This window comes from Prevotella disiens, from assembly GCF_900454955.1.
Classification (GTDB): domain Bacteria; phylum Bacteroidota; class Bacteroidia; order Bacteroidales; family Bacteroidaceae; genus Prevotella; species Prevotella disiens.
The window spans coordinates 359,865-382,227 of sequence record NZ_UGTL01000002.1 but is presented as its reverse complement, the minus strand read 5'-3'; the positions used below and the strand labels follow the sequence as shown (position 1 = coordinate 382,227).

Genomic DNA, 22,363 nt, shown 5'->3' with positions numbered 1-22,363 from the left:
CCTTCCTCCTAAGTTTCGCTTAAAACTTTACAATTGTGCTGCAATGTTGGTCGCTTGCTTGATGCGGTCAGCCATTCCAATGCCTCCGTGCAGATTTCCTCCGATGATTAGCCCTGGATAAAGTTTTTGCAACTCGTCAATAGCCGCAAAACGGTCGCCACTATTCTTTTCGTATTGAGGAATAGCATGCTCATGTCGGAAGATGCGAAGGGCAGCAATGCCAACCGATTCGGGGAATTTCAACATACGATGCAGCGCATCTTCTACGATAGCAGTGAGTTCGTTGTCGCTCATTTCCAAATATTCGGGGTGTCGAACACCGCCCATAAAGAACGAGAGTAACGCTCCGTGTTCGGGACAGCGGTTTTCGAAGCACGCAGACGGATACAAAATACCGAGTATTTTTTGGTGTTCGCAAGAAGGAATCAAACCTCCAAAGGCGTTCAGCTCCACCCCCTTTGTGTCGTTTATGCCCACACTCACTTGAATAACGGGTGCATAATGAAGATTATTTACCCTTGCCATCAACGCCGATTCCACGAAAGGAAGCAACGTTGGGAGGGCGTATGCTCCGCACGTTGTTACCACTTTATGACAATTGAGCGTATGAATCGTGCCATTTTTGTCGGCATATTCCACCTGAAAACCTGCTTTCGTAGGGCGCACAACAACATTTTGCGCATGGGTAGTGATGTTGTTTGCTCCGATGCCTTTGCCCAAAGCCTTTACCAACTGCGACTGTCCGCCTTGTGCAGAGAATACCTTTTTAGTCGCTAAACGGTCTCTTTCGGACTTCGTTTCCTTAGCTTTTGCTATTCCGCCTTTGATGAAACTCCCATAGTTTTGTTCCAAATTATAAAGTTTAGGCAACGCATAGCGTGTAATCAATGTGTGAGGATTTCCAGCATAAATGCCTGATAAGAAAGGGTCTACGGCATAATTGAGAAACGATTTTCCCATTCTTCGCACCACTAAGTCGGCGACTGTTTCGTCAGGCTCGGTGCCTTTGCTTCTGAAAGGTTCGCCCAAGAGGCGAATTTTGTCGGCAAAGGAAAACAACGGCGTGCGAATACCACTCACCAAACCCGAAGGCAGTGCGTGGAAACGATTGCCTTTCCATATCAATCTGCGTTTTGCCGACTCACGAGCAGTCTCTAAACGACAGTCTTCTTTCAAATCTTCAAAGAGTTCAGCCACTTCTGGATAAGACACAACGCCCGTGTTGGGGCCGCTTTCCATGGTAAAACCGTCTACATGATAGGTTTGCATCACACCGCCAATGTGGTTGGCTTGCTCTATGACGTGTACTTTTCGCCCCTTTTGGTGCAAGCGAAAAGCTGTGGTAAGCCCCGTAAGTCCTGCGCCAATGATGGCTATTTCGCAATGTTCTTCCATCTTTTTTGCCGTTTTTTCCATGTTTTTCAGTCTTGTTTCCTCCATGTTAGTCTGTTCCATTAGATTGGTTTTGAAAACTTTTTCTCCGAATTTATCATCAATGGGTCAAGTGCTGCCACCACATTTCGCACGAAAGGCGACCCAAATTCGGTCATCGAAAGGGCATCTTCGCCGAGAACGAGCAGTCCATCGGCTTCCATTTCCTTGAGTTTGTCAAGGTTATAGTTCACTGCACCCTTCACTTCATCGACCGAAACCGATAGTCTTGCAGCAATTTCCGACCATGAAAAATGATAATTACACATCATTGCCTCAATCACTTCACGCACAATTTGTTCTTGACGTGATAGGGCATAGCCTCGCTCAACGTACAAACGGTTGTCGTGAATGGTGTCAATGTAAGTGCGAATGTCGCGCCCATTTTGCGCATAAGCAGTGCCTAACTGACTGATTCCAGTTACTCCAAAGGCATAAACCTGTCCCGTTGTGCGCAAAGTGCAATAGCCTTGAAAGTTGCGATGCAACTGTTTGTTCTTCAAAGCGATATTGAGTTCATCGTCAGGCAAAACGAAATGGTCCATTCCGATGCCTTGATAACCTGCCTGGTGGAGTACGTTTGCGGCTCGGCTATACATTTCTTGCTTGTCGTCGCCTGCTGGTAATCCCAATTTTTCGAGTATCTGTTGGCGTTTGTGAACCCAAGGCACATGCCCATAACTGAACGTTACGAGGCGGTCGGGGCGCAAGTTAGCCGCTTGTTCTGCCGTCTTTTCGAACGACAAAGGGGTCTGATAAGGCAGTCCATAGAGTAAATCCATGTTGATATTGGCACCCGATTCACGCAGCAACGACACGATTTCGCCCACTGGAAGGAGCGATGGACGACGATTAACTGCTTTGAGTACTCGCTCGTCAAAGTCTTGAATGCCAAGACTGTAACGTGTGAAACCACATTGAACCAACTGCTCCCAATCCTCAATGGTCAGATAACCAGGGTGGCATTCAATGGCTATTTCAGGTTTATCAATGACAGGCATCAATGAAAGCAGATGGTCGTTGAGTTCCTTGATGTAGTTTATAGGGATAGCCGTTGGGCTTCCGCCACCATAATGGATTTGCGAAATTTTCCTATTTCCGTCCAAACGAGCTGCCACCAAGTCTATTTCTCGGTGCAACGCATCGACATATTCTCTCACTACATCATCGTTCATCATCGCATAAGAGTTGCAACCACAATAATGACAAAGGTGGCGACAAAATGGAATGTGCAAATAAAACGACACCAAAGGTTGGTGTTTGTCGTGGTTGGAACGCTCGATAGCAGATAAAAACGCATCAGCCGACAAATCATGGAAATAATTTGCAGGCGGATAACTGGTATATCGTGGAACGGGAATATTATATTTTTCGAGCAGTTGGAGATTCATTTTTATCTTTTTTGAATAGCGTTAGAACATAAAATAACGATGCCACAGCCACCAATAGGGTTGTAAGGAACAAGACGTGGTAGGAAAAACTATCGGCAACCATGCCACTGGCAATCGCCATGAGCATTCCGCTGATGTGGGTAAGGACGGTTTGAATGGTAAAATCGGTACCCTCACGACCCTCACGCACCTTGTTCATTGCCGAAGTATAGACCACAATCGTGGCACAGCCGTAGCTACTCCACAGCAATACAATGCCGATGCAAACCAAAAGTAGGGTAGGTTCTACGTAAGACAGCACCACAAAATAGAGCGTTGTTAGGAAAGTGAAAACAGCCATGACGATGCGCGCCCGATAAAGTCCCATGCGGCGTATCCAAAGTCCACCAAAAAACGAGGCGATGAACGCCATACCCGTACCTAAAAGTCCGCTCATCATGCCGATTTGCTTCATGTTGTAGCCATTGTCCACCAAATAAGGGCGCAACATTGACAAGATACCAATGAGCGAGGCATAGTAAAGAAGCAAAAAAACGATTTGCTTCCAAATGCCTTTTTGCGAGAAAAACCACACGAAATCAGATAGTTTCGCTCGTTGTGCCTTAGGCTTTTCCGTAATGGTTAGTTTCCGATTGAACATCAAAGGGATAAGTGCCATTAAGACAAAGGCTGCCAAACAAGGCAGCACAACGTGCCAGCCGTAGCGATGAAGTACCATTAAAAGAATGCCACTGCCCACTAATGTACCGCCAAAACTGCCCATCGACTGCATACTATTGACCATGCTTTTGTCGCTTTTCTTGAAGGAAAGCACTGCCAACGAGTCGGTAGCAATGTCTTGTGTACCTGAAGCCACCATCGAGAGTATCACCAAAGCGATGATGAGGTAAATATCTGTGCGAATATCGAACCACCCCAAGCACAGCAAAATAGCGGCGTAAGCCAGTTCCGACGATATGATGCAACGTTTGTAATGCCCCATTGTGAGCAAATGGCGGTCTAAAACGGGCGCCCAAAAGCACTTCAATATCCACGGCAATTTTACGAGTTGCAAGAGTCCGATGTCGGATAGCGAGAAATGATTTTCACGCATCAGCACTTGCAATGCCGTGGATAAGAAGCTCGAAGGTATGGATTGAGCCACATAGAGAAAGAAGAATGTGCCGAGGGTCAGCGCATCTGCTTGTGCAAAAGATTTTATGGATACCCTATTCCGCATTTTTTCTTTTTAGATGGGGCTATATTTTATGGTGATATTTCTTAAAATTCACCTTTAGAAGCGCACGATGAGCGATGTGCCAAAGCTCATTGGTTTGCCCAATTGTGCGTAATAAGCCGACGACTTAAAGCAATAAGTTGAGTAAGTGGTGTCGGTGAGGTTCTTGCTCCATAGTTCCCAAGAGAAGATGCCACGGGTGGCACTAATCTTTGCATTGAGTAGTGCATAGAAATCTTGCGATACGGCATTGTCTTCCGTCCAGTATATTTTGCCAACTCCTGTCATTCCGCAGCTGAAAACCACCTCGTCAACGATTTTATTGTTGCGTGGAACGAGCGTATAACTGGCATTTACACCCAAAGTGTTGCGTGGAACCATTGGGAGAAGGTTGTGGGCGTAGTTTACTTTTTCGTTCTTTTGGTAATCTATGAAGCGTGCATAGGTGTAACCGTAGCTCATTTGGAGGTTCAAACCCTGTATAGGTTGGGCTGAGAGCGATACTTCCACACCTTTGCTGTCGGAGTGTCCTGCATTGTGGAGAATGTTTCCCACGCCAGGAACGGTGAGATTGACTTGTTGGTTGCGCCAATCAATGTAGAACAAAGCCACTTCTGCCATGAGTTTTTGGTTCAAAAGTTTGATTTTTGCACCTACTTCGTAGTTCCAATTAAACTCTGGGGTGTAGGTACGTTCGTCGTCGGTGCGGAAAGACTGATTGAAGCCGCCTGCTTTGTAGCCTCTTGTTACCGAAGCATAGAAGAGATTTTGCTGGTTAGTCAGATATTGCAATGCAAATTTTGGTGTAATCTGACTGAAATGCAAGCTACTATGAAAATCTTTCAACACCTTTCGTCCGTCGTTGGTAGTGAGTTGGTAGGCGTCTTTGTGATAATCTTGTTTGGCATATTCATAGTCGAAGCGCAACCCCAAGGTGGCAGAAAGTCCTTTCCAAATGTTGTAAGACGACTGATGATAAAGCGCAAAGGCATAAACAGGGATTTTGCTTGTGGCAGGTTGCCCTTGATTTTTCTTAATATATTGTGTCTCAACGTTGTTATCGATGTTTTGTATCATGCCGAAAGCACCTACAATCCACTGATAGCGGCTGTTGTCATTCGATTTGAGGGTGAACTCTTGGCTCGCCATGTTCTGTTTGATTTTGTTGCGCACAAAGAAAAAGTCTTGTGGCATGAAATCTTGGTCAATGCCTTGGCTGTCTTTGATGAACTGATAAGACGTTTGACTGTTGAAACTGAAATGCTCACCATCGTAACGAGCGTTGAGCCCCGAAGTAGAGATAAGTCTGTGGTAGGAACTGAAACGGTTATAGTTCACGTTTGCCACCTCATTGGTTTCTTTGTTGTAAGTTCCGTATGGATAGCCCCCTTGGTCAGAATAATTGAGCATAGAGTTCAGGCGGAAAAACCAATTGTCTGCTGGTCGCCACAAAAGGTTGATGCGTCCAAAACCTTCATCAATTCCGTCGGCTTTCTTGCCTGTAGCCTCGTTGGTAAAGAAACCTTGATTGTGGTGATAGCCGCCCGCAATGGAAAAACCAAACTGAGACGAAAGTTTGGTGTAGTTGGCTGCTTGAACGGTAATGTCGTTTTGACTTCCGTAACCTATCTTTAAGTGAGAACCTTGGTAGGCAAAAGGCGAAATGGTGTGTACGTTGATGATACCGCCAATGGCATTGCGACCGTAAAGCGTACCTTGTGGACCTCGGAAAACTTCCACATCGGCAACATCAGAGAGGTCGATGTCGAACGCTGAATTTTCGAAATGAGGAATGCCGTCAACATAGAATCCTACCGCAGGACCTTTGGTTTTAGCACCAACGCCACGGATATAAACGGGTGTGTTTTGCTTTGAACCATAGTCGGGCATAAAGAAATTGGGCATTACTGCCGTTAATTCTTTAAGACTGTTCAATCCTTGGTTGCCAATCAGTGTAGCGTTTGCCACAGAGATAGAAGAAGGCGTCAGATTGTGTTTGTTTTGTTTGAACTCAGTTATTGTTACTTCGTCTAACTCGATGTGCTTCGATACCGTTGTATCGATTTTTTCGGGCGGTGTTGCCATCGTTAATCCCGCAATGAATAAAATGCTCGTTAACATTGTTGCGAAAGGTGTAAAATATTAATGTTTTGTAATCGGCTGCAAAATTACTAAGATTTTATAAAAAATAAAATCCTCTTTTATGAGGATTTATTTAGGGTGGGAGCATGGCAGATTTGCCCATGTGGCACTGCTTGTTTTTTCTAGGGGGCTAGTTTTTTCTAGTTTTTCTAGTTCTCCTAGTTCTCCTAGTCCTCCTAGTCCTCCTAGTTTTCCTAGTTTTCCTAGTTTTCCTAGTCTTCCTAGTCTTCCTAGTTTTCCTAGTCTTCCTAGTATAGGGACGTGTTTTTAGGTCTTATCTGAGGAAATTGAGCGAGTTGATAAGGTTGAAAACCATAATAACAATCGTTCCAAGTAGCAAAAGCTTGAACACAAAGTTGGTGAGTTTGGTGTGGGTCAAAGCGATGAAATGCGCTAAAAGAGGGGAGGTTGAGGCTATCATGATACCCAATAAGGCATCGTAATGTTGGGGTTGAAGGAAAAGGCTGATGATAGCAGCAGAATTGATGGTTATGAACATTCCATAAAGCATGCGGTTTCTGATGCTATCGCTGCGCTTTTGACGTATAAAATGGGTCGTTCCGATGATAGCACAGAGAATAACCCATAGTGCAGTAACGATTTCGCCAATCGAGAGAATGCCGTAATCGAAGAATTTTTCAAATACGATTAAGTTTCCGAAATGGTCGATAATGCTCTGCAAATCGCCTAAATAAAGCTTTACACCGATTGCCACAATGTTGGGCAATAGTATGCCAAAGAGGGACGAAACATAGTTTTTTGCGCTCGGTGCTAAGAGGTTTGTCGCCATTAAAATCCATAGAATAGGCAAGAAATAAAAGGTTTGCACCCACACAATGCTGCTCAGTCCAAAGCACAAAAAGGCATAAAAAGTCCAACCTGGTGAATGAAAATCTTGATAGCAACGGAAAATACAAGTGTAGAAACCCACAATGCAAAGCACAATAATGGCTGCTCGGTAGGAAATAAATTGGAAGGTTGCCATCGTTGTGAATGCCATATAGCAGCACGAAACCATGCGACTGTAAATGCGAATGAGCGCATTGGTGTTGTTCAACTCCATCATCAAGAAGGTGGAGAAGAGCATACAGAGCAGCGAGGGAAGGACGTAGATGTTGGTCAATGCCACTGCCGACCACACCGCAATGGCGCAAACGGACATAATGGTGAGCGACCAACGACTCTCTGCAATGATATTTTGAATGCGCTTTTGTGCCATTTTTCTTTTTAGTTTTTCTAGTTTTTCCTAGTTCTCCTAGTTTTTCTAGTTTTTCCTAGTTTTCCTAGTTTTCCTAGTTTTCCTAGTTCTCCTAGTTTTTCTAGTTCTCCTAGGAAAAACTACAAGTCTTTGCCGATGTCTTTTCTGAAATATTTATCCTTAAAATCTATCTTTTCGGCTTCTGTGAAACTCTTTTTCAAGGCTTCGTCTTTGTTAGTTCCGTAGGACGAAACGGCGATAACACGTCCACCATTGGTTACGATGTTGCCGTCTTTCAAGGCTGTACCGCTGTGGAAAACTACTGAACCGTCTACTTTTTCGATGCCTTCGATGGTGTAACCCTTTTGGTAACTACCAGGATAACCGCCACTTACAAGCATTACGCAAACGGCTGAACGGTCGTCAAACTCTACCTTACATTCGCTGATACTGCCGTTGGCAACTCCCTTGAAAAGGTCTACAATGTCGCTTTTGAGGCGCAACATGACCGTTTCTGTTTCTGGGTCGCCCATGCGGCAGTTGTATTCTATCACCATAGGGTTGCCCTCTACGTTGATAAGACCGAAGAAAATAAAACCTTTATAGTCGATTCCTTCTGCTTTCAAGCCGTCTACAGTAGGTTTGATGATGCGTGTTTCCACCTTGTCGAGCCATGCCTTGTCGGCAAAAGGAACAGGCGAAACACTACCCATACCGCCTGTGTTCAAACCCGTATCGCCCTCGCCAATGCGTTTATAGTCTTTGGCTTCAGGGAGAATTTGGTAGTTTGTGCCGTCGGTAAGTACGAAAACTGAACATTCAATGCCCGAAAGGAACTCTTCGATAACTACTTTTGCCGATGCGTTTCCGAACATTCCGCCCAACATTTCCTTCAATTCTCGTTTGGCTTCTTCCAAAGTTGGAAGTATCAAAACTCCCTTTCCAGCAGCCAATCCGTCGGCTTTCAGAACGTAAGGAGCTTTCAATGTTTCCAAGAATTTCAAACCTTCGTCGATGGTAGTACCGTCGAAAGTTTCGTAAGCAGCCGTTGGAATGTTGTGTCGCTTCATGAAAGCTTTGGCAAAATCCTTACTACCTTCCAACACTGCACCAGCCTTTGAAGGGCCAATAACGGCTATATGTTGGGTGGTTTCATCGTTTTTGAAGCTGTCATAGATACCATTTACCAATGGGTCTTCGGGACCTACAACCACCATATCGATTTGATTTTCAATTGCAAAAGTCTTCAATCGGTCAAATTCATTCACCCCAATGGCTACATTTTCGCCACAATCGGTTGTACCTGCGTTACCAGGGGCAATGAATAACTTATCGCATTGTTGGCTTTGTGCAATCTTCCATGCTAAGGCGTGTTCACGTCCGCCGCTGCCTAAGAGTAGTATTTTCATAAAATAAAGAGCCTTCCCCAACCCCTCCGTTGGGAGGGGCGTACATATTTTCTATGCTTAAGGAAGTATTTTTTTATTATTCTATTATTATTTTTCCTTGATAATGAGCCTTTTACTGCTGCCCATTTCTTTTATTTTCAACGACTTTCCTACTCTTTTTATTAACGAGTAGGGGTGTTGAGCGGCTTCAAATAATCTTCAAAATATTGTGTAATGCGGTCGTGTAGATGCACACTTTGGTGTCCACGCATGTTGTGTGGTTCGCCAGGATAGACGAAGAAGTCAGGTTGTGTGCCTACTCCGATACATGCTTTGAGGAAAGTGAAGCAATGTTGTGGCAACACCACAGGGTCGTTCAAACCTGTAATGATTTGCAATTTGCCTTTTAAGTCCTTTGCTTTCTTCAAGAGCGATGTCTTTGCATAACCCTCTGGGTTGGTTTGTGGAGTGTCCATGTAGCGTTCGCCATACATTGCCTCGTACCATTTCCAGTCGATTACAGGCCCACCTGCTACACCTACTTTGAAAGTTTCAGGGTAGTTGGTCATCAAAGAAATAGTCATGAAGCCACCAAACGACCAACCATGTACACCGATGCGGTCTGCATCAACGTAAGGGAGTGATTTCAAATAGTTTACACCAGCCATTTGGTCGCGCATTTCAACTTGTCCTAACTGGCGGAAGGTAGCTTGTTCAAAGGCTCTGCCACGATTTTCGCTACCACGGTTGTCAAGAATGAAAAGCAAATAGCCCTTTTGTGCCATGTAAGTTTCCCATGGACGTGAGCCATAGTTCCAACTTGCATCAACGTTGTGGGCATGAGGGCCACCGTAAACATACACAACGGTTGGATATTTCTTATTAGGGTCGAAACCAATAGGCTTCACCATGCGCCAATAAAGGTCGGTTTTGCCGTCGTCAGCTTTTATCGAACCCGATGTAAATTCAGGGATATTATAGCCTGCCCATGGATTTTTTGCAGTGAGCCAGTTCTTAATTTCAGGCTTATTTCCGATGGATACGATGTCTATTTTGCGTGGTACGTTTGGTTCAGAATAGTTGTCTACCAAGTAGTTACCACCTTCGCTCAATCGTGCATAGTGGTATCCACGACCATTATCCAACAAGGTGCGCTTTCCGTTTGCCACGTTTACGCTCCATGTGTTGCGCTGAATAGGACTGCATTCGTTAGACACATAGATGATAGACTTTGCCTTTTCGTTGAAGCCGAGTATGTCCATGACAACAAAATTGCCTTTGGTAATTTGCTTCAACTCCTTGCCGTCCTTATTAAAAAGGTAGAGGTGGTTGTAGCCGTCCTTCTGACTTTGCATCACAAATTGGTTGCTGTTCCAAGGCAAGAAAAGGATAGGGTGGCTTGGTTCAACATATTTTGCATCAGTTTCGTGGTAGAGTTCTGCAATTTTATCGCCTGTTTGTGCATCGTAAGAAACCAAATGGCAATCGTTTTGGTCGCGGTTCAACTCAAACATATAGATGGTTTTATTGTCGGGGCTCCACTGTATGTTGGTGAAATAGCGGTCGGTTGGGTCGCCAGCTTTGAGGTAAACGGTCTTTGAAGTATTGATGTCGTAAACACCTACGGTAACCTTATGAGAGGTTTCGCCAGCCATTGGGTAAGGAGTTGGCTCTGGTGTTGCCATGCGAGATTCACCCTTTTTAGGTGTCCAATCTACTTCTTGAACATTGATAAGTGGGAAATCGGTTACCATGCTTTGATCCATGCGATAGAAAGCAAGGCGTTCGCCGTTAGGACTCCAATACAATCCGCCTTTAATTCCGAACTCATCACGGTGTACCGCTTGTCCGTAAACGATGCTACGAGAGCCGTCAGAGGTTAATTGCTTGGTTTGTCCGTTGTTAGAAACGTAGAGTTGATTTTCTAAAACGTAAGCCAATGCACCAGAAACAGCGTTGCGGTCGGCTGCTTGCGCCTCTGTAACGTTTTCAAAACGCTGCTCTATTTTCTTTGTTTTAAAGTTTACGAGCAATGTTTCTTTGCCTGTATTCACCTTTACAACAGGCTTTTTGGCATCAGGAAAAGCAATGCTATAAAGCGCACGAACCTTGCTTTTGCTATCTCCGAGCCATGCGTTTAAGTCGCTAAGTGTGAAGAGTGTTTGCTCTTTCAGCGTCTTTGTGTTCACAATTGTGCATTGTTCTTTGTCCAATCGAACCAATTGGTCGCCCCACCATGTAGTGTAGCGAGTTTCAGCACGCATTTTTTGAAAGTTTTTACCTCCGAAATTAAGTTCTTCGAGTGTAAATTTTTTCTGTGCCATGATGTTTGTAGGTTGTGCAAAAGCCATGAATCCAGCTAATATTGCCCCCACCATTAAAGTGTTAGTCTTCATTTGTATCAAAATTTTTATATCGGTTTTTACCACCTTTGCCACCTTTGTCAAACTTCTTTCCACCAAAGTTTTTCTTTCCTTTGAATGATTTATAGTCATCGCCAAAGCGGTCGTCGTCGCCAAAGTTTCTGCGTGGCTTTCTTTTCTCGTTGAATTTCTTTCCAAAATCGGGTCTTTCATGTTCGAAACTATGGAAAGTGAACGAGCGAATATCGCCCTCTTCGTTTGATTCGGTATCGTCTAAGCGTTTTTTAAATTCACGATTTTTCTTGAAACGATGCTTCTGCGCCATTTCTTTCTTCTCGTCTTCGGTCTTTACAATGCCTCCTTCGGCACGGAACTCGTTGAGTTTGCCGTCGAACATTTGGTATTTTCTGAACTCACATTCCAACGAACCGTTGTAAACAGGGATTTTAATGCTTGGCTTTAATCCTATTTCGCGGAAACATTCTTCACGATAAGAAAGAATCCATGCCTCGTTGCCCATGAACTGATGCTTTAAGCGTTCGCCTATCATCTTGTAAGTTCCCAACAAGTTAGGGGTTGAGATGCGTTCGCCGTATGGTGGATTCATCACAATGATGCTCTTGTCCTTTGGTTGCGTAAAGTTCTTGAAATCTTTATGCTCAATGGTGATGTTTTTCGAGAATCCTGCTGCTGCAACGTTAAGCTTTGCCGTGTTTACAGCCTTCATATCGGTGTCGTAACCATAGATATGGTGGGTAAATTCTCGTTCTTCCGACTCGTCGTTGTAGATGCTATCAAACAAATCTTGGTCGAAATCAGCCCATTTTTCAAATGCAAACTCTTTGCGGAATACGCCAGGCGAAATGTTTCTTGCGATGAGTGCCGCCTCAATAGGTAATGTTCCTGAACCACACATAGGGTCAATGAAATCGGTTTCGCCCTTCCAGCCTGTCATAAGAATCATGCCCGCAGCCAAAACCTCGTTCAATGGAGCTTCAACGCTTTCTTGTCGGTAGCCACGGCGATGCAATGATTCTCCACTTGAGTCTAAGGAAAGTGTAGCCTTGTCTTCGGCAATGTGAATATTTAGTCGAATGTCAGGGTTGCTCACCGAGATATTTGGTCGTGTTCCTGTATTTTCACGAAATTGGTCTACGATAGCGTCCTTTACTTTATAGGTTACGAATCGTGAGTTTTTGAACTCTTCTGAGTAGACAACAGAATCGACAGAGAATGTTTTCCCTTTGAGGATATACTTGCTCCAATCGATTTTCCTTACCTCATCGTACATATCTTCCGCACTATTTGCTTTAAAGTGTGCGATTGGTTTTAGTACTCGTATAGCCGTATGCAACTGGAAGTTAGCTCGGTACATCATTTCTTTGTTACCTGTGAACGACACCATTCGTCGTCCTATTTGCACGTTGTTAGCACCCAGTTGGGTGAGCTCCTGAGCCAAAACCTGCTCAAGTCCCATAAAGGTTTTGGCAATGAGTTCAAATTCTTCCATTAATTTGTTTGTTGAAATGCTGTCAATGTTTCTACTGCCAGCTTTTTTATGTTTATATTTGTTGATTATTGTTTCTCTTTCATGTTTTTCGCCCAATTTTTTTCATTGGTTGGAATCTATGTGCAAAGATAATGATTTCCATTGAAAAACAAGTATTATTATAAAAAAAACAGCCTTACGCTGCAGAATAGTTGAGCATAAGGCTATTTTTTTGAGGATACACCTTCATAGACAAGGTGTGTAAGTCATAGGAAAAGAATGTTTACAACCTATTGTTTTTCCTTTTTTTGTACTGCTTTTTCGACCTTTTTCACTTCTTTATATTTTCGGTCAATGTAAATCTTCGTGCCGAGGAACATGACTATAATGCTCGTACCCAAAATTTTATCTATGGATGTGGGCAGTTTTATTAGTGAAAGGACTGCTATGCACAGGCATAGTATGCCATCTTCTAAACCCAAGATACGAAAAAATTTACTCGTTGCAATGAGTTGTTGCATTGTCTTTGGCTGGTAGTGGCTTCTTATCCAACGTGCACCGGGACGATAAGCCGAATAGAACATAAAGGTAGATGCAAGGGACAAGAGGCTGATAGTGATAAATTTTTCTGCGCCTAATCTGCCTTTTGCTACGGCTATGCTCACAATAATCCATGAGAAAAGTGAGCAAAGGGCTGCCACTATCTCAAAGATTGTACTTTGGCGAGTACGTCTAAGTCTTACGTTTTTAAGATTTGTCATTGTCGTTTTCCTTTTCTTTTGCTACGCTTTTCTTTTGTTTTGGCAGACGACGTGCCTTTCTAAGTGCTTCTGTGATAATCCACTGCAGCTGTCCGTTGGTAGAACGAAACTCGTCTGCCGCCCATTTCTCGATTGCTGCCATGGTGTCGGCATCAACACGGAGAATGAAACTTTTTGTGTTATTATCTTTTTTTGCCATTATTACATATTCAACGTGCCTGAATTTACAACGGGTTGGGTTGATGTTTCGCTACAAAGTACCACCATAAGGTTGCTTACCATAGCTGCTTTTTTGTCTTCATCGAGTTCCACAATGTTCTCATTGTCGAGTTTTTTCAATGCCATATCGACCATTGAAACAGCTCCTTCGACAATCTTTTCACGTGCTGCAATCACGGCACTGGCTTGTTGGCGGCGCAACATTACGGCAGCAATTTCTGGTGCATAGGCAAGATAGTTGATGCGTGCTTCAACAATTTCTATACCAGCCATATCCAATCGTTCGTCAAGGGTTTGCTCTAAGAGTTTATTAATTTCTTCGCTATTCTCTCGAAGGGTTTGTGTGATGGTTTCATCGTCCATATTGTCGTAAGCGTATTGACCTGCAACATGGCGCAAAGCAGCATCGCCTTGAATCTTAACGAAACGTTCGAAAGCCAGCATAAGGTCGCTCACCTTGTTGGTAATGGCTTCTTCGTTGCCCGACTTTGCCATTGTCTCTGAGTCAATTTCAAAGATAGCTTTGTAAGAATCCTTCAATCGCCAAACGAGCATCATACCTATCATGATAGGGTTACCGTTTTTATCGTTCACCTTGATAGGATCTGCATCAATGTTTCTTGCACGGAATGACATTTTTTTCGTGTTGATGAATGGGTTTACAAAATGAAATCCCACTTGTGTAAACGTACCTTTATATTCGCCGAAGAACATCATTACACGTGCTTCGTTAGGTTCGACTCTTATAAATCCGCAACATAGAAGGATAAACAAAATAATTCCCATCACAGCACCGCCCAAAAGCAAAACTCCAGTGGTAGTTTTGTCGGCATCTAATTCAATAAATCCGTAAACTGCGGCAGTAATTGAACCCAAAAGGGTAATAAGGGTTAGTGTGAGCATGAGAAATCCGTTGAGGATAGTTCCTTTGAATGCAAATTCTTTTTTCTCCATAGTTGTATTGTTTAAAATTAGTTCTTAAAAAATAATATCATTTTGATATTGCAAAGATAGTATTTTTTGTTTTAAAAACAATCTATTTTGAACTAAATTTTATCATCTTTTAACTATTAAGTCAGACTAGTCAGACTAGTCCCGACTAGCTACCCACAAAATAGGTTGTTTTCATACATAAAACCCATTGTTTTGATGGTCAAAACAATGGGTTTTATGTATTTTTCTGTTTATCCGCGCTTTACAACTTTACGCCTGTCATTTCAGCCACATCGGTTTCGTCGTTGTTAGTTTCGGGTGCTAACTTCTCGGTGAGGAAATCGAGCATGAGGCGAATGGCTTTGTTGGTGGCAATGGCAAGATTGATGTCGCGACCGAAGTCTTCTGTGAGTTTCATCGTGCGTATTTCGTTCTTGTCGCCATAGCCAATCCATATTGTGCCAACAGGAATTTCGGCTGTGCCGCCACCTGGTCCAGCTGTTCCTGTAACCGAAATGGCATAGTCTACGTTGAGCGCACGGATAGCACCGCTTACCATTTCGCGTGCTACCTGTTCGCTTACGGCAGTGTGTTCCTGCAAAGTTTCAGCCTTTACACCCAATAAATTCATTTTGGTTTCTTCGCTATACGACACGATGCCGCCTTTGAAATAATTCGATGCACCAGGTATGGCAATGATGGTTTCGCTGATGCGTCCGCCTGTGCAGCTTTCTGCCGTACCGAGTGAGAAGCCTGATGCGTAAAGAAGGTCGCCTATTTGGCGTGATAATATTTTGCTTTCAAATTCCATTTTCTATGTTTTGTCGCTTAAAAGAGGGGTTAAAAAAAATTATTCAAAAGTTACCTTACTAAAAGCAGGCATATCGATAGTGGCAAACTTTCCGTCTTGATATTTGAAAGTTCCTACCATGGCTATCATGGCTGCGTTGTCGGTGGTGTAAGAGAATTTTGGAATATAAATTGTCCACCCGAAACGTGCCGCATGGTCGTGGAAAGCATTGCGCAAACCATTGTTTGCCGAAACGCCACCTGCTACTGCAACGTGCTTAATGCCAGTATCTTTAACGGCTTTGCGGAGTTTCTTCATCAAAATATCAACAATGGTAAATTCAAGACTTGCCGCAAGGTCTACCTTATGGTTTTCTATGAAATCGGGGTCGTCCTTTATCCATTCACGAAGATTGTAAAGGAACGATGTTTTCAGTCCCGAAAACGAATAGTCGTAGCCTGCAACGTTAGGTTCGGCAAACTTGTAAGCCTTTGGATTGCCTTGTCGTGCGAGCTTATCGATGATAGGCCCACCTGGATAACCTAAGCCCATGACTTTCGAACATTTGTCGATTGCCTCGCCTGCTGCATCGTCTATGGTCTGACCCAACACTTCCATATCGTTGTAAGCATTCACCTTGACAATCTGAGAGTTACCGCCCGAAACGAGCAAACAGATGAAAGGGAAAGGAGGTTGGTTGGTGTCGTCGTCGCTTTCCTTGATGAAGTGGGCGAGAACATGACCTTGTAAGTGGTTTACATCGATGAGCGGAATGCCCAATGAGCGTGCAAAACCTTTGGCAAAGCTAACGCCAACGAGCAAACTACCCATTAAACCAGGCCCACGAGTGAAGGCTACGGCTGAGAGTTGTTCTTTGGTGATACCTGCACGCTTAATGGCTTGGTCTACAACGGGTACAACGTTTTGCTGGTGAGCGCGTGAAGCCAATTCAGGTACTACTCCTCCGTAGGCTTTATGCACATCTTGCGAAGCCGTTACATTGCTCAGTATCACGCCATTGCGCAATACTGCTGCACTCGTATCGTCGCAACTGCTTTCTATTCCTAATATATATGTGTCCATAATAAATTTCTAAAAGAGACTCTCCCCAACCCTCTCAGATGGGAGAGGGGGTGGTGGCTAATGCCCTTGCTTGTAGGGGCGTGATTTATCACGTTCCTAACACTCTAAAAATAAGCTATTTTGCTGAATAGGAACGTGATAAAATCACGCCCCTACGAGCAAGAAAATTTGCACTTCCACTCCCAACGGAGGGGGGTGGGGGAAAGCTTAATAAGTTAAAATCTCCAATCCCGTTTCGGTCATGAGGAAAGTGTGTTCCCATTGAGCCGAAGGGAGTTCGTCGCCCGAAATGATTTCCCACCCGTATGGGTCTTCGGCATCGATGAAAACTTTCCATGTGCCTTGGTTAATCATTGGTTCGATGGTGAAAACCATGCCCGGTACGAGCAACATACCTGTGCCACGATGACCATAATGGGTTACTTCTGGTTCTTCGTGGAATTGGTTTCCTACGCCGTGTCCGCAAAGGTCGCGCACAACACCGTAGCCATATTTATCGGCATGCTTCTGAATGGCATGACCGATGTCGCCCACAAACGAGTAAGGTTTGGCTGCTTCCATGCCCACTTCAAGGCATTCTTTGGCAACACGCACCAATTGTTCCTTTTCGGGGGTAGTTTTTCCCATGATGAACATACGACTTGCGTCTGCGTAATAGCCGTCAAGAATGCAGGTCATGTCCACATTGATGATGTCGCCTTCCTCTAAAACGTCCTCTTTCTTAGGGATTCCGTGGCACACAACTTCGTTGATGCTGGTGCAAACACTCTTTGGGAAACCTTCATAGTTAAGGCATGCTGGGATAGCATTGTGTTCTTTGCAGAACGCCATGCATATATCATCGATTTCTTGGGTATTCATGCCTATATGAATGGCGTCAGCTACAGCGTCCAAACAGCCTGTGTTGATGACGCCAGCACGGCGAATGCCCTCAATTTGTTCGGGAGTTTTAATGAGGTTGCGGGTTGGAACGAGCTTTCCTTTCTTCTCAAACTCCATTATTTTTTTGTCCATTTCGGTGGGTTCTTGTCCCGGAAGACAGTGCCACCTCTTTTTCTTTAATATCATTTGTTGTTTGGTTTTAAAATTTTGGAGGGGGACGAGTCGGACGGGGCAGACTCGTCTGACAGGTCTGATTGATTTTGCTGATGGGGATTTGTTGGAGTTGTCGGATCAGTCAGACTGGTCCGACTGGTCCGCGACTAATCCCTCAACCGCTTACTGCATATCATAAACCACCTGCATGAGCTTTTTGCCCAATTGGTCGGCTTCTTCCATTGAGCCTGCCTCGCTATAAACACGGATAATAGGCTCGGTGTTCGATTTGCGAAGATGCACCCAAGCGGTTGGGAAATCGAGTTTTACTCCGTCAATATCGGTTACTTGTACGTCTTTTTCGTTGCCATAAAGTTCCTTAACCTTAGCAAGAATAGCATCAACATCGGTTTCTGGAGTAAGGTCGATGCGGTTTTTGGCAATGAAATATTCAGGGTATGTCTTGCGCAATTCGCTTGCTTTCAATCCTTTTTGAGCCAATGAACTGAGGAAAAGCACGATGCCTACCAAAGCATCTCTGCCGTAATGGCTTTCAGGATAGATAACTCCGCCATTGCCTTCGCCACCGATGACAGCACCTACTTCCTTCATTTTGGTGGTAACATTTACCTCGCCCACTGCTGAAGCATAGTATTTTCCGCCATGTTTTTCGGTTACATCACGCAAAGCACGGGTTGAAGAAAGGTTGCTAACAGTGTTTCCTGCCACATGGTCGAGAATGTAATCGGCTACGGCAACAAGGGTATATTCTTCGCCAAACATCACGCCGTCTTCACGAATGAATGCCAAGCGGTCTACGTCAGGGTCTACCACGATACCGAGGTCGTATCCGCCCTTTTTCATTTCGTCCATGATGCCACCGAGATTCTTCTCGATTGGTTCAGGATTATGAGCGAAATTGCCTGTTGGTTCGCCATAAAGTAAGGTATATTCTACGCCAATTTGGTCTAACAATTTAGGAAGAATCACGCCACCAACCGAGTTTACAACATCGACACATACACGGAATTTGCGTGCTTTAATGGCTTCTAAATCAGCTAATTCAAGTGCTTTTACAGCATCAATGTGGCGTTGGTCGAACGAATTATCCTCTCTGTAACTACCGAGATTGTCTACATCGGCATAAAGGAAACTCTCCTTTTCTGCAATATCGAGTACGGCAGCACCGTCTTGAGCCGTAAGAAATTCGCCTTCATGGTTCAATAATTTCAGTGCGTTCCATTGTCTAGGATTATGCGAAGCAGTGATGATGATGCCACCGTCAGCCCCTTCCATGCGCACAGCAAGTTCGGTTGTAGGTGTTGTTGCCAATCCAATATTAACCACATCAACCCCAATTCCCATGAGCGTACCGCAGACTACGTTCTTCACCATTTCGCCCGAAATGCGTGCATCACGTCCTACTACAATTTTAAGTTTCTTGTTTGGGTGTTGGCTTGCGATATAAGTAGCGTAAGCTGAGGTGAATTTTACAATGTCAAGTGGGTTCAATGTGTCCCCTGTTTGTCCGCCAATAGTGCCGCGGATACCTGAAATAGACTTAATTAGCGTCATGAATGATATAATTTTAAAGCCACGACAGCGGCTTGCAGTCGTGGCGTATGGTTGTTTTTTTATACTCCTCTTTGGTACGTTATGTCATAAAAACAAGCGTAAACGTTGTCGCTTGCATGTTTATGACCTTGGCTTGAAGGCACGATAAGGCGCACATGTGCCAACTTATCGTCTGGCTTTGCGATGCGTCCTAAGTTGATATAGGTAAGTGGAACAAGCCAACCTGAAGGCACCATGGTGTTGCGGTAAGCTCTCTTCATTACGCTTGAACTTGCGTCGAAAGTAGCTGTGAATGTGCCACTTGTATTGGTTACCATCATTTTATCTACCATTCCGTCCCATGCTAAGGCACGGTTGGTGAGTTGAACTGTATCGGTGAGCAAGTTGGTTTCGTCGAAACGGCAAAGCACGGTGGCTGTTTCGCCTTTCTTTAGCTTTTCTCCTGACCCTTCATTTACAATTTGCATGTAAACACCGTTATTGTTGAACTTCACATATTGGTGCTTTGTCGTGTCAGTTTTATAGCCTTGATTGGCAAATTGCGATTCCGAAATCACCGTAATTTTGTGTTTATTGATGAATGCATCGATTGATTCTGATTGGCGTTCCAATTGTTTGGCATACGATTCGTTCTCGTTACACGATGTAATGGTGATTGCGCCAAGCACCAAAGCCATTAGAAAGAGTATTTTCTTCATTTTATTTATCTTACCTATTAATCTGATTGCAAAGGTAGCAAAAGAAAATAGATTGACAAGAAATACCAGTCGAAAAAATACAATAATCTTTTTAAAGAAACGTTATCATTGCATGAAACAAGGAAAAGTTCGTTTAACGATTATAATGTTCCTCTTTTTGGTGTGTGCTGTACACGCTATGGGACAGTCATTTACGCTGCAAGGCAAAATTTCCGACCAAGAAGGCAACCCTATCGAGTTGGCTTCGGTCATGGTATCATCGCAAGGAAAGATGACTTTGACAAACCTTAAAGGCGAATTTAGTATGCAATTGGAGAGCCAAGACTCGGTGAAAATTCATTTTTCGATGTTGGGTTACAAGTCGAAAGTAAGAGTTTTGCGCCGTCCAAAAGGCAAACAAACGTTGCAAATACAGTTGGCAAGCGACAATCAGATGGATGAAGTGGTGGTAACGGGAAAGGTTACGCAACACGGAACCACCGAAGAAGTGAAAATAGACCATGCTAAAAAGTCGCCGTCCGTATCGGGAAACGTGGTCGAAGAAATCATACAAACCCAAGCAGGTGTATCGTCGCACAACGAACTTTCGTCGCAATACAACGTGCGAGGCGGTACTTTTGACGAAAATTCGGTATATATAAATAATGTGGAAGTCTATCGTCCCTTCCTTGTTCGAAGTGGTCAGCAAGAAGGCTTGTCGGTCATTAATCCCGATTTAGTAGACCATGTAGGCTTCTCGACAGGCGGTTTCGAGTCAAAATATGGCGACAAAATGAGTTCGGCACTCGATATTACCTACAAGCGACCCAAGCGAACCGAAGGCTCAATCACCCTCTCTATGCTCGGTGCGAGCGGCTATTTCGGCTTATCGACCAAGAAACTAACATGGACAAACGGCTTGCGCTATAAAACCAACAAGTATCTCTTAGGCTCATTGGAAACAAAAGGCGAATACAAACCATCGTTCCTCGACTATCAAACCTACCTTTCTTGGCAGCCTTCGAAGCGTTGGCAGGTAGATTTCATTGGGAATATTTCGGAAAATAACTATGAGTTTGAACCCGAAGACCGTGAAACAAACTTCGGTACATTGCAGAATGTGAAGAAGTTTAAAGTCTATTTTGACGGCAAAGAGAAAGACCTTTTTCGCACCTACTTTGGGTCTTTGGCACTGACCAACCACCTTACGCCACGCACCGACCTATCCCTTATCGCATCGGCATTCTCTACCAAGGAGCAACAACGCTACGATATTCAAGGACAATATTGGCTCACCCAAACCGAAACATCGGAAAATTTGGGTGTGGGAACCTATATGCAGCACTCGCGCGACTATCTGAAAGCCGATGTGAAGAGCCTCAAACTCATGGTGCAACAACGTGCTGGCAAGCATAAAATAGAGGGCGCATTCACTTATAAATGGGAAAAAATTAGAGAAAATTCAGCCGAATACGAATACAGAGACTCTGCTGGCTACAATGTTCCGCATACAGGCAACGACTTGAACATGATTTATTCGCTGAGAGCGCGCAACGATTTGAACGCAACACGCATGGAAGCCTACTTGCAAGACACATGGAATTTCCAAACACGCGACTCCATTCCAACGCTTTTCCGATTGAATTACGGTGTGCGCTATGCCCATTGGAGTTTCAACGGAGAGAGTATCGTCTCGCCTCGTGTCTCACTGAACATCACACCAGGCTGGAACCGCAATCTTTCGTTCCGTATTGCGGGCGGACTCTACTATCAAGCACCCTTCTACAAGGAGTTGCGCGACACAACCATGGTCAATGGCGTAACCTACGCCTTGCTCAACAAAAACACGAAGTCGCAAATGTCCATTCATGCCTTGGCGTCCATGAGTTATCGATTCACCATGCTCAACCGACCGTTTAAGTTTACCGCCGAAGCCTACTATAAAGCCATTTCCCGACTCGTGCCTTATTCGGTTGATAACGTGAAAGTTACTTATTATGGCGACAACCAATCGTCGGGACACGCAGCAGGATTAGACCTTAAACTCTTTGGAGAATTTGTCCCAGGAACTGACTCGTGGCTCACTTTCAGTTTTATGAACACCCGAATGAAACTAAAAGACCGCAGTGTGCCGATGCCTACCGACCAACGCTTTGCCGTAAACCTTTTCTTTACCGACTATTTCCCAGGCTCAACACGCTGGCGAATGTCGCTAAAATTGGCTTACGCCGACGGACTTCCATTCTCTGCGCCCCACCAAGAGTTGAGCAGCAACTCCTTCCGTGCGCCTGCCTACAAGCGTGCCGATATAGGAATGAGTTACCGATTGTTCGACAATACAGACGGCAAACGCAAATCAATCTTCCGCAACATCTGGTTGGGACTCGATTGCTTGAACCTCTTTGGCATCAACAACGTAAACTCTTATTACTGGATTACCGATGTAACGGGTCAGCAATATGCAGTGCCAAACTACTTAACAGGTAGACAATTCAATGGAAAAGTAACAATAGAATTTTAGTAAAACGAAATCTTTGAAAGTCAGACACGCCCCCATTTTCAGTTCGTGTCCACCGCTTTAAAATACAAAACAATAGGTTTTGAAACACAAAACAATAGGTTTTCCGTTTCAAAACCTATTGTTTTTATATTGGGTACAGCATGTAGGGGCG

General features: G+C 44.2%; 17 protein-coding genes. 1 reads left to right on the top strand and 16 read right to left on the bottom strand.

Going from position 1 to position 22,363, the window contains the following annotated elements:
- Window positions 1–27: 27 nt before the first annotated feature.
- From hemG to DYI03_RS12010, 16 genes are all read right to left on the bottom strand, one after another.
- Window positions 28–1,395 carry a protoporphyrinogen oxidase gene (gene hemG, locus DYI03_RS12085; protein ID WP_025064609.1) on the bottom strand — a complete coding sequence of 456 codons (1,368 nt, stop codon included), beginning with the start codon at window positions 1,393–1,395 and terminating at the stop codon, window positions 28–30.
- A gap of 59 nt (window positions 1,396–1,454) precedes the next feature.
- On the bottom strand, window positions 1,455–2,822 hold the full coding sequence (gene hemN / locus DYI03_RS12080) for an oxygen-independent coproporphyrinogen III oxidase (RefSeq protein WP_025064608.1): 1,368 nt from the start codon (window positions 2,820–2,822) through the stop codon (window positions 1,455–1,457).
- Window positions 2,794–4,041, bottom strand: a complete 1,248-nt coding sequence (locus tag DYI03_RS12075) for an MFS transporter (RefSeq protein ID WP_021669810.1) — start codon at window positions 4,039–4,041, stop codon at window positions 2,794–2,796. The genes hemN and DYI03_RS12075 overlap by 29 nt, the downstream gene beginning before the upstream one ends.
- Window positions 4,042–4,095: 54 nt before the next feature.
- Window positions 4,096–6,159: a TonB-dependent receptor gene (locus DYI03_RS12070; protein WP_021669809.1), complete on the bottom strand. Its 2,064-nt coding sequence runs from the start codon at window positions 6,157–6,159 to the stop codon at window positions 4,096–4,098.
- Between the two features lie 295 nt (window positions 6,160–6,454).
- Complete coding sequence (locus DYI03_RS12065; protein ID WP_004356201.1) at window positions 6,455–7,399, bottom strand: hypothetical protein; 945 nt, start codon at window positions 7,397–7,399, stop codon at window positions 6,455–6,457.
- A 119-nt stretch (window positions 7,400–7,518) separates the two neighbouring features.
- Window positions 7,519–8,787 (bottom strand): phosphoribosylamine--glycine ligase, encoded by a 1,269-nt coding sequence (gene purD / locus DYI03_RS12060; protein WP_021669806.1) that lies wholly within the window; start codon window positions 8,785–8,787, stop codon window positions 7,519–7,521.
- Between the two features lie 161 nt (window positions 8,788–8,948).
- Entirely contained in the window at window positions 8,949–11,162 is a 2,214-nt protein-coding gene (locus tag DYI03_RS12055; protein WP_036870428.1) for a S9 family peptidase, read from the bottom strand.
- Window positions 11,152–12,639, bottom strand: coding sequence for a THUMP domain-containing class I SAM-dependent RNA methyltransferase (locus tag DYI03_RS12050; protein WP_025064607.1), 1,488 nt, complete (start codon window positions 12,637–12,639; stop codon window positions 11,152–11,154). Before DYI03_RS12050 ends, DYI03_RS12055 begins: the two co-directional genes overlap by 11 nt.
- Window positions 12,640–12,908: 269 nt before the next feature.
- Complete coding sequence (locus tag DYI03_RS12045) at window positions 12,909–13,379, bottom strand: hypothetical protein (protein WP_021669803.1); 471 nt, start codon at window positions 13,377–13,379, stop codon at window positions 12,909–12,911.
- Entirely contained in the window at window positions 13,366–13,578 is a 213-nt protein-coding gene (locus DYI03_RS12040; protein WP_021669802.1) for a type II toxin-antitoxin system antitoxin, read from the bottom strand. The genes DYI03_RS12045 and DYI03_RS12040 overlap by 14 nt, the downstream gene beginning before the upstream one ends.
- A 2-nt stretch (window positions 13,579–13,580) precedes the next feature.
- Window positions 13,581–14,552 carry an SPFH domain-containing protein gene (locus DYI03_RS12035; RefSeq protein ID WP_021669801.1) on the bottom strand — a complete coding sequence of 324 codons (972 nt, stop codon included), beginning with the start codon at window positions 14,550–14,552 and terminating at the stop codon, window positions 13,581–13,583.
- Window positions 14,553–14,793: 241 nt separating this feature from the next.
- Window positions 14,794–15,342 carry a CinA family protein gene (locus tag DYI03_RS12030; protein WP_021669800.1) on the bottom strand — a complete coding sequence of 183 codons (549 nt, stop codon included), beginning with the start codon at window positions 15,340–15,342 and terminating at the stop codon, window positions 14,794–14,796.
- A gap of 39 nt (window positions 15,343–15,381) precedes the next feature.
- On the bottom strand, window positions 15,382–16,404 hold the full coding sequence (gene tsaD / locus DYI03_RS12025; protein WP_004357626.1) for a tRNA (adenosine(37)-N6)-threonylcarbamoyltransferase complex transferase subunit TsaD: 1,023 nt from the start codon (window positions 16,402–16,404) through the stop codon (window positions 15,382–15,384).
- Between the two features lie 207 nt (window positions 16,405–16,611).
- A complete protein-coding gene (gene map, locus DYI03_RS12020) occupies window positions 16,612–17,472 on the bottom strand; it encodes a type I methionyl aminopeptidase (RefSeq protein ID WP_021669799.1) in 861 nt (286 codons plus the stop codon).
- 150 nt (window positions 17,473–17,622) lie between these two features.
- Window positions 17,623–19,014 (bottom strand): phosphoglucosamine mutase, encoded by a 1,392-nt coding sequence (glmM, locus tag DYI03_RS12015; RefSeq protein WP_021668283.1) that lies wholly within the window; start codon window positions 19,012–19,014, stop codon window positions 17,623–17,625.
- Between the two features lie 59 nt (window positions 19,015–19,073).
- On the bottom strand, window positions 19,074–19,712 hold the full coding sequence (locus DYI03_RS12010; protein WP_021668284.1) for a DUF4827 domain-containing protein: 639 nt from the start codon (window positions 19,710–19,712) through the stop codon (window positions 19,074–19,076).
- A 112-nt stretch (window positions 19,713–19,824) separates the two neighbouring features.
- Between DYI03_RS12010 and DYI03_RS12005 the strand changes: the two genes are divergently transcribed.
- The gene (locus DYI03_RS12005) at window positions 19,825–22,212 is read left to right on the top strand and encodes a TonB-dependent receptor (RefSeq protein WP_115367979.1); all 2,388 of its coding nucleotides are present in this window, start codon (window positions 19,825–19,827) and stop codon (window positions 22,210–22,212) included.
- Window positions 22,213–22,363: the final 151 nt, after the last annotated feature.